This window comes from Cognatundibacterium aquatile (genome assembly GCF_014699135.1).
GTDB lineage: Bacteria > Pseudomonadota > Gammaproteobacteria > Burkholderiales > Burkholderiaceae_D > Undibacterium > Undibacterium aquatile.
Map to the genome: position 1 here is coordinate 635,466 of NZ_JACOFT010000001.1, position 13,698 is coordinate 649,163.

Consider the following 13,698-nt stretch of genomic DNA (forward strand, 5'->3'; position numbering starts at 1 on the left):
TACGACAAAAATAACAAAAAACAGATAACAAAAAAGGACGCTGTTGGCGTCCTTGTTTTGGAGTCCCGTTAAGCGCGGGGTTGGCGATTATGCCGATGCAGGATCGGGGATATGTTTGATCGCATCGCGATCGTGACCCTGGACTTTATCTTTATGTTTTATCACCTGACGATCCAGTTTATCAATCAGTGTGTCAATGGCTGCGTACAAATCATGCGCCAGACTTTCAACATGAATATCTTTACCGCTGATATGCAGATCGATGTCGGCTTTGTGCCGTTTCTCTTTTTCGCTCAGTTTGTCGACGGTCAGCGTGACGGTAATGTCAATGACCTGATCAAAGTGGCGCCGGATGCGTTCCAGCTTGGTATGTACATATTCACGAATGGCAGGAGTGACTTCGACGTGATGTCCACTGATGGTGAGATTCATACTGTGCTCCTATAGTGATATTACTTGCTATTAACGATAAGCTCATTTCGTTTTTACTGCGTTGAGCTAAATCATATATAGCAATTCAAACCGTGATTACAAGGACGTCTTACAAAGATTTACGCAAACTCACTGGCGGAATTTTCAGGGCTTCACGGTATTTGGCAACGGTCCGTCGGGCTATTACCATGCCCTGTTCGCCCAGCATGTCTGCAATTTTGCTATCAGAGAGTGGGCTTTTCTGGTCTTCTGCTCCTATCAACTGCTTGATGAGTGCACGTATCGCGGTGGAAGATGCTTCACCCCCTGTTTCCGTCGCGACATGGCTGCCGAAAAAATATTTCAACTCAAACATACCATGCGGGGTCAGCATGTATTTCTGGGTCGTCACACGAGAAATAGTGCTCTCGTGTAGACCTAGTGTATCAGCTATTTCGCGCAAAACAAGGGGGCGCATCGCGACTGCACCATGCGTAAAAAAGTTACGTTGTCTTTCAACTATCGCTTGCGATACACGCAAAATAGTATCGAAACGCTGACGCATATTTTTGATCAGCCAGCGTGCTTCCTGTAACTGCGTTCCCAGTCCTGCTTCGCCACGGTTTTGCCGCATGATATTGGCGTACATACTGCTGACGCGCAGTTTCGGCATCACATCCTGATTCAGTAAAACCTGCCAGCCATTACCACTTTTTTTGACGATCACATCAGGCACTGCATAGTCGGAACTGCTGGTGGCAAATGTGATGCCGGGACGTGGTTCACACTGTCGTATGACTGCTTGTGCTTCACGTAAATCTTCGTCGTCGCAGCCGAATATTTTTTTTAATTTAGTGAAGTCTCGCTGCGCAAATAAAGTCAGCTGAGTCTCCACCACGGCCAGTGCAAGACGACGGGTGACAAAAGGAATTTTTGGCAGACGCCTGATCTGTAGCGCCAGACATTCTGATAAATTTCTGGCACCGACGCCGGGCGGATCGAAACTCTGCAGCATCTTCAGTGCAAACGACAATTCATCTTCTTCAATTAACAATTCTATCGGCAGACCGGCATGAATTTCTTCCAGACTTTCTGTCAGATAGCCGTTGTCATCCAGGGTGTCGATGATCAGTTCCATCAACGCACGATCACGTTGTTCCCTGAGCGTCAGACGCATTTGTTCGAGCAGGTATTCGCGTAAGCTGATGTGCGCCGCTTCCAGCTGCGGACGTCCTTCATCTTCGTCGCTGTTAGATGCACCGGAAGGCGCGTCGTTAAAACTCCATTCTTCCTCGTTAGCGCTGACGCTGTCGTTGACTGGTACATCGGCGTCGGCTGTCGCTTCTTGCGGTGTATTGTTGTCAGCCTGAGCGGCGCTTTCCATGCCTGCATCCGGTGTCGTACTTGTGTTGTTGATCGCACCGTCGGCCAGTAAGCGAACCGCATTGTCCATAGGATCGTCGACACGCTCCAGCATAGGATTTTCTATCAGCAGCGTTTCCAGCTCCTGATGCAGTTCCAGCGTTGACAGTTGCAACAGCCGTATTGATTGCTGCAGTTGAGGCGTCAGTGCAAGATGCTGTGAAGTACGTAGTTGCAGGCTTTGTTTCATAATGCGTCCCGTTACATCCGGAAATGTTCTCCGAGATAGACGCGTCGCACGGACTCATTCTGAATGATATCGTCGGGTTTGCCGCTGGCTAATACCGAGCCTTGATTGATGATGTAGGCGTGGTCACAAATGCCCAGTGTCTCGCGCACATTATGATCGGTGATTAACACGCCGATGCCGCGTTCTTTGAGGAAGCGGACAATCCGTTGAATCTCAATGACGGCGATAGGATCAACACCGGCAAAAGGTTCATCTAGCAGAACAAAGCGCGGGTTCGTCGCGAGTGCACGCGCAATCTCAACCCGGCGCCGTTCACCGCCCGATAACGCAAGCGCCTGACTGTCACGGATTTTTTCTATCTGCAGATCGGTCAGCAAACTATCCAGACGTTGCCGGATTTTTTTCTCAGACAAAAATTTTCCTTCTTTGTCCCTTTGCAGTTCGAGCACGGCGCGGATATTTTCTTCCACCGTCAACTTGCGAAATACCGATGCTTCCTGCGGCAGATACGACAGACCGAGTACGGCGCGCTGATGTATCGGTAAATCAGAAACGTTCGTATCGTCGATATTGATTTCACCGGAATCCGAAGGCACGAGTCCGACGATCATGTAAAAAGAGGTGGTTTTACCTGCACCGTTCGGCCCTAACAAACCGACGACTTCACCGCTTCTCACCAACAGCGAGACATCACGCACCACTTGTCGCGCGCCATAGCGTTTTTGCAGACCTTTGACGGTCAGCGTACTGTCTTTTGATGCCATCTTAATTTGCCTGTTTTTCGGTTCTTGGTTGTATCGTGGTTTTGATGCGACCGCCACCTGAAACTGACTGACCTGAGCTGGAATTGACGCCAACAAAGACATCGTTTTTACTGTCGTAAGAGAGGAATTCACCTTCTTGCTGCTGAGTGACTTTGCTGCCATCAAGATAGCGTATCTGCGCTTTGGACAGGAATTTTACAAACTCAGTTTTTTCATCGTATTCGGCTTTTTCTGATTCGCCTTCGACCCACAGATCCGGACCGCCATCGCGTTTTTGGCGAAAGCTGATTTTTGCACCGGGTTTGGCCGTCAGCACCACGTGCTGGAATTCATCCGCACTTTTTGTCACGACGGCTTTTTCTGCTTTGACTTTCAGCGTACCGCGTACTACCACGACATCGCCTGAAAATGTACTGACATTGGTTTTACCATTATTTAAAAACTGATCTGCTTCTATCGTCATTTCTTTGAGACTGTCTGCTTTTTCAGCATGAACGCCGGACGCTGACAGCAAAGTCACAAGGGCTAACGTCCATGAGTTCAGTACCAGATAAACTGATTTTTTTTCGGGGCGCATGTTTTACTCTCTGACTTGTTGATGTTGATGTTGATGAAGTGAAAAAATATCTTTGCGCATGTCTTTATTTATGTTTTGACAGGCGCGCATGTACTTTACTGAGCAGGCGTAATTCCTGATTCGTATTGTTAGCCATCATGCCGGTGGCAAGGGTTTCGCCATTATCCGTAATCAGCTTAATGCGTTGATCGGTCTTCACGATGTCGGCATCGGGCAGTAATTGCAGATATTCAGTTTCCACCCGCATGAAACTGGAATTGATGCCCTGGGGTCTTTCGACTGTGACCTGATCATAAAGATGCACCACGTCTTCTGTGCGTTTGGGTGTCAGCACTTCCGATTTCTGTTCCACAACCGCGCGTCCGGCATTGATCGTAATCGGTGTGCGCTGCGCATCAAAACTGCTGATGCGCGGCTCTTTGATGTCGTATTGATCTGTGCGCGGTAAATGAATCAGATTTCTTCCGGTGACATGATAATTCGCTTTACCGTTATTTGAGAGTTTGATGAAATTGAAATTCTCTACGTAATAATCCGGTTCCAGACGTGCCGATGCCCGGTTGTAGTCATCAGCACCCTGACGGCGCACCGTGTCATACAGCCAGAAACTGCCAAGTGCAACGACACCGACAGCAGCGATTGCCATCCAGATGCGTGCACGGTCGATAGTGATTTGTGCCTTCATGCGAGGTATTCTGCCAGAACGCTGTCGTACTTGTTTTGCGCACGTAAAATGAAGTCGCAGACTTCCCGCGCCGCGCCTTTGCCGCCGCTGGCGGTCGTCACATGATGCACGCGCTGGCGCACTTCGGCGTGTCCGTTTGGAACGCTGGCCGCGAAACCGACGCGGGTCAGAACCGGCAGATCGATCACGTCGTCACCAATGAAGCCGCATTCGTCTGCGCTTATGCTGAGTTCATGCAGCAGTTGCAGAAACGCCGTTTTTTTGTCATGGATGCCCTGGCGTACATGGGTGATCCCCAGGTCAGCGGCGCGCCGCGCAACGATCGGTGATTGCCGGGCGCTGATGATCGCAGTGGCAATGCCCGCGTTTTGCAGCAGGCGTATGCCTTGCCCATCGAGCACATTGAATGTTTTCAGCGCTTCTCCGTCCGCACCGAAGTGCAGGCTGCCATCGGTCAGAATACCGTCGACATCAAAGATCATCAGTTTGATTTTTGCGGCTCTTGTGCTTGCGTCGGACATTAAATCACCTTGGCGCGGGTCAGATCGTGAATATGCAGGGCGCCGACTAATCTGTCGTGCTCATCCGTCACCAGCAATTGGTTGATGCGATAGGTTTCCATGATGTCGACGGCTTCGACAGCCAATTGATCGGCGCGTATGCTGCGTGGATTCTTGTGCATCACGTCAGCAATCTGAATTTGCGTGAAATCGCGCACATCTTCCATCAGGCGGCGTAAATCACCATCGGTGAAAACGCCGATAATTTTTCGTTCGGCATCAATGACTGCTGTCATCGCCATGCCTTTTTTGGTTATTTCCAGCAATGCCGTGGTCAGCCTGGTTTCGGGTGTTACACATGGCACCGCGTCACCGGTGCGCATCACATCTTTGACGTAGGTCAGCAAACGGCGTCCCAGCGCGCCACCTGGGTGGGAACGTGCGAAATCTTCTTCGCGAAAGCCGCGCGCATCCAATACTGCGACGGCCAGCGCATCGCCTAAAGCGAGTGTCACCGTGGTGCTTGCTGTCGGCGCCAGATTCAGCGGGCAGGCTTCTTTATCGACGTGCAGATTCAGATGTACATCGGCCAGTTTCGCCAGACTCGATTGCGGATTGCCTGTCAGTGAAATCAGTTTGACGCCAAGGCGTTTGATGATGGGCAAAATAGAGATTAATTCCGCCGCCTCACCAGAATAGGAAATCGCGATGAACACATCATGTTTGGTCACCATGCCCAGATCACCGTGCGCCGCTTCTGCCGGGTGGATAAAAAACGACGGAGTGCCGGTGGAGGCGAAGGTGGCTGAAATCTTGCGGGCGATATGGCCGGATTTACCGATGCCGGAAACGACCACACGACCGTTGCATGAAAGCAGCATCTTTACTGCAACGGCAAAACTCGCAGCGTCTTCAGAATTAAGCCTGTTTTGTAAGGCAATCAGCGCATCTGCTTCGATTTGCAGGGTCGTGGATGCCAGTTGCACCGCGCGTTGCGCGGCGATCGAGGACGCATCGTCTGCAGTCGTCTCGTTAAATGGGGTTGCGTTCAGATCATTCATGCCTGAAGTATAAACGAAATCCTATAAGCAAAAACTCTGCCAGACGTAACGAAATGCATATTCAGTCGATATTGTTAACGAGATATGACGGAAGCATAGGCATAAATCGGCAATAATGTCCTTTATGAACGCCCTTGATACTACTCTGTCTCTGTTAGCTGCCGCGGTTCTCGGGGTTGTTGTTTTTCGTCTGTGGCAATTGCCGCCGATTCTGGGTTATCTCGTGGTCGGCGTGCTGATCGGTCCGTTCGGCCTCGGGTTTGCCGACGATGGCGCGGTCACGCACGAACTCGCCGAGTTTGGCGTGGTGTTTCTGATGTTTTCTATCGGGCTGGAATTCTCTTTGCCCAAGCTGATGACGATGCGCAAGGCGGTATTCGGCTTAGGGATGGCACAGGTATTCGTGACGATTGCGGTTAGCCTGGCGGCGGCGCGCTTAGCCAGCATCTGGTTGCCGCAGTATTTTCAGATCGGCTGGGAAGCCGCTTTTGCCTTAGGCGGTGCACTGGCGATGTCATCGACAGCGATCGTTTCCAAAATGCTGACGGAGCGGCTGGAGTTAGAAAGCCTGCATGGGCGGCAGATTATCAGCATCCTGTTGTTTCAGGATCTGGCGGTGGTGCCGCTGCTGATCCTGATTCCGGCGCTGGCTTCACATTCTTCAGATCTGCTGCAAAACCTCGCATGGGCAAGCGCGAAGGCGATTCTGGTCTTGATTTTATTACTGGTCGTCGGGCAAAAAGTGATACGTGCCTGGTTTCGTGTGGTGGTGAAACAGCGTTCGCAAGAGTTATTCATGCTCAATCTTTTGCTGATTACGCTGGGGGCTGCTTGGCTGACTGACAAGGCTGGCCTCTCAATGGCACTGGGGGCATTTGTGGCGGGGATGCTGATTTCAGAAACTGAATACCGCGTTCAGGTGGAGGAAGATATCAAGCCTTTCCGCGACGTGTTGCTGGGGCTGTTTTTTATCACCGTCGGCATGCTGCTGAATTGGCGGCTGGTGGTTGAGCATCTGTGGTTAGTGTTGTTGCTATTTATTTTGCCGATGGTCATCAAGCTGTTGTTGATCGCCGGCCTGGCGAAATTATTTGGCAATTCGACCAGTGTTTCTTTGCGCACCGGTCTGGCGCTGGCGCAGGCCGGTGAGTTTGGTTTTGTTTTACTAAACCAGGCCGGTGATCTGCATCTGATACCCCCGCAATTGCTGCAGGTGATACTGGCCTCGATGGTGTTATCGATGCTGGTATCGCCGTTTATTCTGGCGAAATCAGATGTGATCGTCATGAAGTTTTCCGCCAACGAATGGATGATGCAATCACTCGCCCTGACACAAATTGCCGCCCGCACGATGAATGCGAAAAAGCACGTGATCATCGCCGGTTTCGGGCGCAGCGGGCAAAGTCTGGCGCGTCTGCTGGAAGAGGAGGGGATCACGTATCACGCGCTGGATCTCGACCCTGATCGCGTGCAAGAAGCGCAGATGGCGGGTGCAAATGTTTCGTATGGCGATGCGGCGCGCCGTGAAAGCCTGACGGCGGCTGGTATTAATCGCGCGGCCGCGCTGGTCGTGACGTATACCAGCACTGCCTCGGCGTTGAAAATTCTGCATTTCGTGAATGAGCTCAATCCTGCTTTGCCGGTGATCGTACGCAGCCACGATGATGCGGATCTGGATAAACTCAGATCCGCCGGCGCCACCGAGGTGGTGCCTGAATTAATGGAAGGCAGCCTGATGCTGGCATCGCATGCGCTGGTGATTCTTGGTGTGCCTTTACGGCGCGTTGTGCATCGCGTGCAGGCGGCACGTGATGAGCGTTATGAATCGCTGCGGGGATTTTTCCGTGGTGCCAGCGATGCGTCCGATAGCCCGGAAGCGATGCAGATCCGTTTGCATACGATCGTTTTGAATGAGCGGGCAACGGCAACAGGTAAATCCCTGCAAGAGATACGCCTGACGGAAACAGGGGCGGATGTGCATGTAGTGCGCCGTGGCCGCCAACGTCTTGCGCACGTCGAAACAATCGTTTTACAGGCAGGCGACGTGATCGTCGTGCGCGGAACATCAGAAGCAGTCGCAAGAGCAGAGCAGCGACTGCTAAAATAGCGGGTTATTTTAAAATTTGAAGGTCATCCGGCGATGATAAATCCATCCGAGTACATTAAAGAACATATCCGCACCGTGCCAAACTGGCCGCAAGAAGGCGTGATGTTCCGCGACATCACCCCTTTGTTGCAAAATCCTAAGGTGTTTCGCGTTTTAATCGACATGTTTGTGCATCGCTACATGGATCAGAAGATTGATGTGATCGCTGGTCTGGATGCGCGCGGCTTCATCATCGGTTCGGTGCTGGCGTATGAATTGAATCTGGGCTTCGTGCCTATCCGAAAAAAAGGTAAATTGCCGTTTCACACCGTGTCGGAAGAATATGAGCTGGAATACGGCAGCGCAACCGTCGAGCTGCATGCCGATGCCTGCAAAAAAGGTGAGCGTGTCGTGCTGATCGACGATCTGATTGCGACTGGCGGCACCATGATGGCCGGTAAAAAGCTGCTGGAGCGTCTCGGCGCAATCGTGGTCGAAGGCGCGGTGATTGTTGATCTGCCTGAACTGGGCGGCTCTAAGCTGATTAAAGATAGTGGCTTGCCACTGTTTACCGTGTGTAATTTCGACGGACATTGATATCGGCAAATTAATTCGCCGCTGAACGCCGTGCTGAATTGACGGCGTCATGACAGCGTAAAAAAATGAAAAGAAGAACGGACTGGTTCGTCTGACCCTGAAAAAAAGCTGATACGCTGATTGCTATCAGCTTTTTTTATGCCGAAATTGTGAGGGATAAAGTATGCCTGTTTTGGAAGTGCAGGGCGCGACGCTGCCGACGTATGCGGCGCAGTTGAATCTGTTGTTGCAGCAATGTGTTGCCGCTGGTGCCAGCATCGGTTTCATCGCGCCGCTCAGCGACGATAAAGCGGCGGCTTTCTGGGCAAACGTCCATCAGTCCGTACAGTCTGGCGAACGACGTATGGCGCTGGCGCTCGACGACGATGGCCAGGTGCAGGGCACCGTGCAGCTTGTGCTGGATATGCCGCAAAACGGCCAGCATCGTGCAGAAATCGCCAAGTTGATGGTGGCACCGGACGCCCGGCGGCGTGGTATTGCGCGCAGCTTAATGCTGTGGGCGGAAGATGTTTGCCGCGCGGAACAACGCAGTCTGATCGTGCTCGATACCAGAACCGGCGATGCCGCAGAACCTTTGTATTTTTCGTTGGGTTTTCAGTTGGCCGGGACGATTCCCGGTTATGCCATGTCAGATACGGGAACGCTAGACAGCACGAGCATTATGTATAAACAATTGTTACGCGGGTAAAAGCGGACGACGCTGCTAGCGTATGTTTTTGCAAACGCCAACACGGCGTTGTTCTGCGATGTGCTGCGTATGCTGACATGCTTTTTTCTGTCAGCGACCGTTTGGACGTTAAAATATACTAGGGGGAGTATATAAAAAACCCCTTTGTTTTATTGTGAGAATAGCGTGGTTTTTGAATATACTCCCATCAAAATCATATTTTGACAGAAATTTTCCGGCAGAAAATGGCATAGACTGGCGCTGGGAAAATAGGCATGCACGGCTGATTTTCCGATGCCGTGCTTCGTCTTGCGACCAGTTTCATCCGCACAAGATGGACAAGCCGACGTATTGTGCCGAAGTTTTTTACATCGCCCAACAACAGGCATCTGCGTTATACTTCAGGTCTTCCAAGGAGCGCTGCGACAAGATCTTGCTATCTTGCCAGGCTTGGAATCCACACAACTGCGCTCACGTTACTTTTTTCAATCAGAAAGGAGGGCGTGATGAACGCCACTGTAACTTCCGCACCATCGAATACATCCCAGGATTTTCTCATTGCCGACATCAGTCTGGCAGACTGGGGTCGCAAAGAGATCCAGATCGCTGAAACAGAAATGCCAGGCCTGATGGCAATCCGCGAAGAATTCGCTGCCAGCCAGCCTTTAAAAGGCGCACGTATCACCGGTTCGCTGCATATGACAATTCAGACGGCCGTCTTGATCGAAACCCTGAATGCACTTGGTGCACAGGTGCGCTGGGCTTCCTGCAATATTTACTCGACACAAGATCACGCAGCGGCGGCGATCGCTGCGGGCGGCACACCGGTATTCGCATTCAAAGGCGAAAACCTCGATGAATACTGGGAATTCACGCACCGTATCTTTGAATGGACTGACGGTGGTTATTCCAACATGATTCTGGACGATGGCGGCGATGCGACTTTGTTGCTGCATCTCGGCACCCGTGCGGAAAAAGATATTTCTGTGCTGGCCAATCCAGGTTCAGAAGAAGAAATCTGCCTGTTTAATGCAATCAAATCGCATCTGAAAACAGAACCAGACTGGTATTCCAAACGTCTGGCCGCTATCAAAGGCGTGACCGAAGAAACGACGACAGGTGTGCATCGTCTGTATCAGATGCATAAAGAAGGCAAACTCGCTTTCCCTGCGATTAACGTCAATGATTCCGTGACCAAATCCAAATTCGATAACCTGTATGGTTGCCGCGAATCGCTGGTGGACGGTATCAAGCGTGCGACTGACGTCATGATCGCCGGTAAAGTCGCGGTGATCGTTGGTTACGGTGACGTCGGCAAAGGTTGCGCACAAGCGATGCGCGCATTGTCGGCACAGGTCTGGGTGACTGAGATCGATCCTATCTGCGCATTACAGGCAGCGATGGAAGGTTTCCGCGTGGTGACGATGGAATACGCCGCAGAACATGGCGATATTTTCGTGACGACAACCGGTAATTACCACGTCATCAATCATGCGCATATGCTGAAGATGAAAGATCAGGCGATCGTTTGCAATATCGGTCACTTCGACAATGAAATTGATGTCGCTTCGCTCAAGCAATACACCTGGGATAACATCAAACCGCAAGTGGATCACGTGATTTTCCCTGACGGCAAACGCATTATTCTGCTGGCAGAAGGTCGCCTGGTGAATCTGGGTTGCGGTACCGGCCATCCTTCGTACGTGATGAGCTCTTCCTTTGCAAATCAGACGATTGCGCAAATTGAACTGTTCCTGAACAACGATCAATACCCGGTTGGCGTTTACACCTTGCCTAAGCATCTGGATGAAAAAGTCGCCCGTTTGCAATTGAAAAAACTCAATGCGCAACTGAGCGAACTGACCGATGAGCAGGCTGCGTATATCGGTGTAAAAAAAGAAGGCCCGTACAAGCCTGATCACTACCGTTATTAATTGTCACTGACTCCTCGTCTGGCCTTGCCAGCGGGGAGTTTTTCTTGTCCATTAAAACAGGAGTCCGTATGCGTCTGCTTGCTATCTGGTTAATCAACGCCCTTGCCTTGCTCGCCATTCCTTATCTGATGCATTCTGTTGCCATCGATAGTTTCGGCACAGCTTTGCTGGTGGCGCTGGTGTTGGGGTTGGTGAATACTATCTTGCGCCCGGTGTTACTGGTGCTGACCTTGCCGGTAACGATGCTGACCATGGGCTTGTTTATTTTTGTCATCAACGGCTTGTTGTTCTGGGCTGTGGCGAACGTGGTTGATGGCTTTCATGTTGCAGGATTCTGGGCAGCAGTCGGCGGTGCTTTGTTGTACAGCGTGATCTCCTGGACACTGTCGACTTTACTCTTCCAACAACGATGAAGACGCATAATTTCAGCATAGAATTTTTCCCGCCAAAGACGGCGGAAGGCACTGAGAAATTACGTGCAACCCGAGCAAAACTGGCTGAGTTGCAGCCTAAATATTTTTCCGTGACATTTGGTGCCGGTGGCACGACGCAGCAGGGGACGCTGGATACTGTTCTGGACATTCGCAAAGAAGGCTACGACGCCGCGCCGCATTTGTCTTGTGTCGGCGGCAGCCGTGAATCGATACGCGACATTCTGCAGCAATATCAGGCCAATGATATACGGCGGTTGGTGGCGTTGCGTGGTGATTTGCCGAGTGGCTATGGCATGGGCGGCGAATTCCGTCACGCCAGTGATCTGGTTGAATTTATCCGTGCCGAAACCGGTAACTGGTTTCATATCGAAGTGGCGGCTTATCCGGAAATGCATCCGCAGGCGCGTTCACCGCAAGACGATTTACAAAATTTTGTCCGTAAGATGAACGCCGGAGCCAATGCCGCCATCACGCAATATTTTTACAATGCGGATGCTTATTTCCGTTTCGTCGATGAAGCACAGAAGGCTGGTGTGACCGCACCTATCGTCGCTGGCATTATGCCGATTACCAACAGCAGTCAGTTGTTGCGTTTCTCTGAAATGTGCGGTGCAGAGATCCCACGCTGGGTACGCCTGAAGCTGGCGAGTTTTGGCGACGACACAGCGTCGATCAAAGCCTTTGGACTCGACGTGGTGTCATCTATGTGCGAACGTTTGCTGGCAGGCGGTGCACCCGGGCTGCATTTCTATTCATTGAATCAGGCCGCCGCAACAACGGCAATCTGGCAACGCCTAGTGTAACCGTCCATTGTAATCGTCCATTTTTTCAAAAGCGTGCTGAAGGCAATGTCAGCACGCTTTTTTTTGCTTGTGAAAAAGGAGCGGTTTGTCAGGCTGCTGAACTCATTCTCCGTTTTTAAGCACAAATTCTTGTCTGTAAGAAAATATTTATTTTGATTCAAGTCAAGAATACATGCCTTTTTCTGCACTACAATAATTCGTTATATTTAATTTTTCATATTTAAATAACCTTGCCACCGGGAGCAAAATTGGCTATTGAACTTTACAATGACGGCAAACACATCTGCGTGATGTTTAACGATCTGGTGAAAGATGCCGGGGATCATGCCGTTCAGGCCAACCAGTTCCTTGTCGTTTCCGATGGTGAAGGCGCTTTGATAGATCCGTCCGGCCATCTGACATACAACTCGCTGGTACTGGCGATGCACAAATACGTACCCAAGCAGCAGTTGAAGTATATGTTTGCTTCGCATCAGGATCCTGACATTATCGGTTCACTCGACAAGTGGCTGTTCAGTACCGAATGTAATCTGTACGTGTCTAAACTCTGGTCACGTTTTGTACCGCATTTCTGTAATCTGAACCGTGCTGACGGCCGCATTATCGGTATTCCAGATGAGGGTATGCCTGTGCCTATGCGTGACACCACGATCCATGCAATACCTGCGCATTTTCTGCATGCGGAAGGCAATTTCCAGTTTTACGACTCGAAATCAAAAATCCTGTTTTCCGGTGATATGGGCGCGTCGATGGTGGATGCGAGCGATATCGAGAAACCGATGAGAACCAAAGCAGATTTCCTCGAAGAGCTGCACACCATGAGTGGTTTCCATAAGCGTTACATGGTGTCAAACAAGGTCTGTCGCCTGTGGGCAAACATGGTACGGCAAATGGACATTGAAATGATGGTGCCGCAGCACGGCCGTTATTTTTTCGGTAAAGAAGCGATACACGCGTTCCTCGACTGGATAGAAAATTTGCAGTGCGGCATCGACCTGTTCACGCAGGAAAACTACCGCTTCCGTGGCTGATCAGCCAGTTTTCAGCGGTTTCACTACCGCATAGTCGAGAGGCAATGCGGTAGTACTCTTAATCACTTCCATCACAAAACTGGAGCTGACGTCCTGCAAGTCGGCGACTTTCACCAGTTTTTTATAGACCAGATCAAAGCCCGCCATATCCGGCACATGGACCTTCAACAGATAGTCGATGTCGCCGCTCATGCGCAGTATCTCAACAATCTCGCTGATGTCTTTGACACCCGCAATAAACTTCTGCATCCATTTCTCGTTATGCTGTGCCGCCTTGAGCGCCACCATCACGGTTAAACCGAGATTCAGTTTGCCCGGATCGCATAAAACAACCTGACTGCGGATGACGCCATCTTCCTGCAGTTTTTGCACCCGCCGCCAGCAAGGTGTGACGGAAAGGTGTACTGCCTGCGCCAGATCGGCCAGCGCAATCGAGGCATCTTTCTGCAGGAAATTCAGTATTTCAAGATCTTTTTTATCCATAATCAGTTTTTTTTAGTAAATTTTTCTAAAAATAACATATATACATAAAAAAT

15 protein-coding genes and 1 riboswitch are annotated in these 13,698 nt (G+C 50.8%); of the genes, 7 read left to right on the forward strand and 8 right to left on the reverse strand.

Annotated features, from left to right (window positions below):
- Window positions 1-87: 87 nt before the first annotated feature.
- The 7 genes from hpf to H8K26_RS02950 all read right to left on the reverse strand — a co-directional run bounded on the left by hpf (window position 88) and on the right by H8K26_RS02950 (window position 5,610).
- A complete protein-coding gene (gene hpf / locus H8K26_RS02920; protein ID WP_186884677.1) occupies window positions 88-432 on the reverse strand; it encodes a ribosome hibernation-promoting factor, HPF/YfiA family in 345 nt (114 codons plus the stop codon).
- Window positions 433-541: 109 nt separating this feature from the next.
- On the reverse strand, window positions 542-2,023 hold the full coding sequence (locus tag H8K26_RS02925) for an RNA polymerase factor sigma-54 (protein ID WP_190477172.1): 1,482 nt from the start codon (window positions 2,021-2,023) through the stop codon (window positions 542-544).
- 11 nt (window positions 2,024-2,034) lie between these two features.
- On the reverse strand, window positions 2,035-2,787 hold the full coding sequence (gene lptB / locus H8K26_RS02930) for an LPS export ABC transporter ATP-binding protein (RefSeq protein ID WP_186884679.1): 753 nt from the start codon (window positions 2,785-2,787) through the stop codon (window positions 2,035-2,037).
- A 1-nt stretch (window position 2,788) separates the two neighbouring features.
- Entirely contained in the window at window positions 2,789-3,364 is a 576-nt protein-coding gene (lptA, locus tag H8K26_RS02935) for a lipopolysaccharide transport periplasmic protein LptA (protein WP_186884680.1), read from the reverse strand.
- A gap of 64 nt (window positions 3,365-3,428) precedes the next feature.
- Window positions 3,429-4,049, reverse strand: a complete 621-nt coding sequence (lptC, locus tag H8K26_RS02940; RefSeq protein WP_190477175.1) for an LPS export ABC transporter periplasmic protein LptC — start codon at window positions 4,047-4,049, stop codon at window positions 3,429-3,431.
- The gene (locus tag H8K26_RS02945) at window positions 4,046-4,570 is read right to left on the reverse strand and encodes a KdsC family phosphatase (protein ID WP_190477177.1); all 525 of its coding nucleotides are present in this window, start codon (window positions 4,568-4,570) and stop codon (window positions 4,046-4,048) included. Before H8K26_RS02945 ends, lptC begins: the two co-directional genes overlap by 4 nt.
- Window positions 4,570-5,610, reverse strand: a complete 1,041-nt coding sequence (locus H8K26_RS02950; protein ID WP_186896314.1) for a KpsF/GutQ family sugar-phosphate isomerase — start codon at window positions 5,608-5,610, stop codon at window positions 4,570-4,572. Before H8K26_RS02950 ends, H8K26_RS02945 begins: the two co-directional genes overlap by 1 nt.
- 124 nt (window positions 5,611-5,734) lie before the next feature.
- Between H8K26_RS02950 and H8K26_RS02955 the strand changes: the two genes are divergently transcribed.
- The 7 genes from H8K26_RS02955 to H8K26_RS02985 all read left to right on the forward strand — a co-directional run bounded on the left by H8K26_RS02955 (window position 5,735) and on the right by H8K26_RS02985 (window position 13,162).
- On the forward strand, window positions 5,735-7,717 hold the full coding sequence (locus H8K26_RS02955) for a monovalent cation:proton antiporter family protein (protein WP_390365946.1): 1,983 nt from the start codon (window positions 5,735-5,737) through the stop codon (window positions 7,715-7,717).
- A gap of 33 nt (window positions 7,718-7,750) precedes the next feature.
- Window positions 7,751-8,293, forward strand: a complete 543-nt coding sequence (locus H8K26_RS02960) for an adenine phosphoribosyltransferase (protein WP_190477181.1) — start codon at window positions 7,751-7,753, stop codon at window positions 8,291-8,293.
- Between the two features lie 163 nt (window positions 8,294-8,456).
- The gene (locus tag H8K26_RS02965) at window positions 8,457-8,981 is read left to right on the forward strand and encodes a GNAT family N-acetyltransferase (RefSeq protein WP_190477183.1); all 525 of its coding nucleotides are present in this window, start codon (window positions 8,457-8,459) and stop codon (window positions 8,979-8,981) included.
- A gap of 385 nt (window positions 8,982-9,366) precedes the next feature.
- A riboswitch (S-adenosyl-L-homocysteine riboswitch) is annotated at window positions 9,367-9,440 on the forward strand.
- Window positions 9,441-9,466: 26 nt separating this feature from the next.
- A complete protein-coding gene (gene ahcY / locus H8K26_RS02970; RefSeq protein WP_190477185.1) occupies window positions 9,467-10,894 on the forward strand; it encodes an adenosylhomocysteinase in 1,428 nt (475 codons plus the stop codon).
- Window positions 10,895-10,962: 68 nt separating this feature from the next.
- Window positions 10,963-11,307, forward strand: coding sequence for a phage holin family protein (locus tag H8K26_RS02975; protein WP_190477187.1), 345 nt, complete (start codon window positions 10,963-10,965; stop codon window positions 11,305-11,307).
- The gene (gene metF / locus H8K26_RS02980; protein ID WP_186884689.1) at window positions 11,304-12,131 is read left to right on the forward strand and encodes a methylenetetrahydrofolate reductase [NAD(P)H]; all 828 of its coding nucleotides are present in this window, start codon (window positions 11,304-11,306) and stop codon (window positions 12,129-12,131) included. The genes H8K26_RS02975 and metF overlap by 4 nt, the downstream gene beginning before the upstream one ends.
- 248 nt (window positions 12,132-12,379) lie before the next feature.
- Window positions 12,380-13,162, forward strand: coding sequence for an oxygen-binding di-iron domain-containing protein (locus tag H8K26_RS02985; RefSeq protein ID WP_223826798.1), 783 nt, complete (start codon window positions 12,380-12,382; stop codon window positions 13,160-13,162).
- Here H8K26_RS02985 and H8K26_RS02990 read toward each other — a convergent pair whose 3' ends face one another.
- Window positions 13,163-13,645: an Lrp/AsnC family transcriptional regulator gene (locus tag H8K26_RS02990; protein WP_190477189.1), complete on the reverse strand. Its 483-nt coding sequence runs from the start codon at window positions 13,643-13,645 to the stop codon at window positions 13,163-13,165.
- Window positions 13,646-13,698 lie beyond the last annotated feature (53 nt).

Excerpts from the sequence above, each read along its gene's own strand:
- hpf (WP_186884677.1), bottom strand. The coding sequence starts at position 432 with ATGAATCTCACCATCAGTGGACATCACGTCGAAGTCACTCCTGCCATT.
- H8K26_RS02925 (WP_190477172.1), bottom strand. The coding sequence starts at position 2,023 with ATGAAACAAAGCCTGCAACTACGTACTTCACAGCATCTTGCACTGACG.
- lptB (WP_186884679.1), bottom strand. The coding sequence starts at position 2,787 with ATGGCATCAAAAGACAGTACGCTGACCGTCAAAGGTCTGCAAAAACGC.
- lptA (WP_186884680.1), bottom strand. The coding sequence starts at position 3,364 with ATGCGCCCCGAAAAAAAATCAGTTTATCTGGTACTGAACTCATGGACG.
- lptC (WP_190477175.1), bottom strand. The coding sequence starts at position 4,049 with ATGAAGGCACAAATCACTATCGACCGTGCACGCATCTGGATGGCAATC.
- H8K26_RS02945 (WP_190477177.1), bottom strand. The coding sequence starts at position 4,570 with ATGTCCGACGCAAGCACAAGAGCCGCAAAAATCAAACTGATGATCTTT.
- H8K26_RS02950 (WP_186896314.1), bottom strand. The coding sequence starts at position 5,610 with ATGAATGATCTGAACGCAACCCCATTTAACGAGACGACTGCAGACGAT.
- H8K26_RS02955 (WP_390365946.1), top strand. The coding sequence starts at position 5,735 with ATGAACGCCCTTGATACTACTCTGTCTCTGTTAGCTGCCGCGGTTCTC.
- H8K26_RS02960 (WP_190477181.1), top strand. The coding sequence starts at position 7,751 with ATGATAAATCCATCCGAGTACATTAAAGAACATATCCGCACCGTGCCA.
- H8K26_RS02965 (WP_190477183.1), top strand. The coding sequence starts at position 8,457 with ATGCCTGTTTTGGAAGTGCAGGGCGCGACGCTGCCGACGTATGCGGCG.
- ahcY (WP_190477185.1), top strand. The coding sequence starts at position 9,467 with ATGAACGCCACTGTAACTTCCGCACCATCGAATACATCCCAGGATTTT.
- H8K26_RS02975 (WP_190477187.1), top strand. The coding sequence starts at position 10,963 with ATGCGTCTGCTTGCTATCTGGTTAATCAACGCCCTTGCCTTGCTCGCC.
- metF (WP_186884689.1), top strand. The coding sequence starts at position 11,304 with ATGAAGACGCATAATTTCAGCATAGAATTTTTCCCGCCAAAGACGGCG.
- H8K26_RS02990 (WP_190477189.1), bottom strand. The coding sequence starts at position 13,645 with ATGGATAAAAAAGATCTTGAAATACTGAATTTCCTGCAGAAAGATGCC.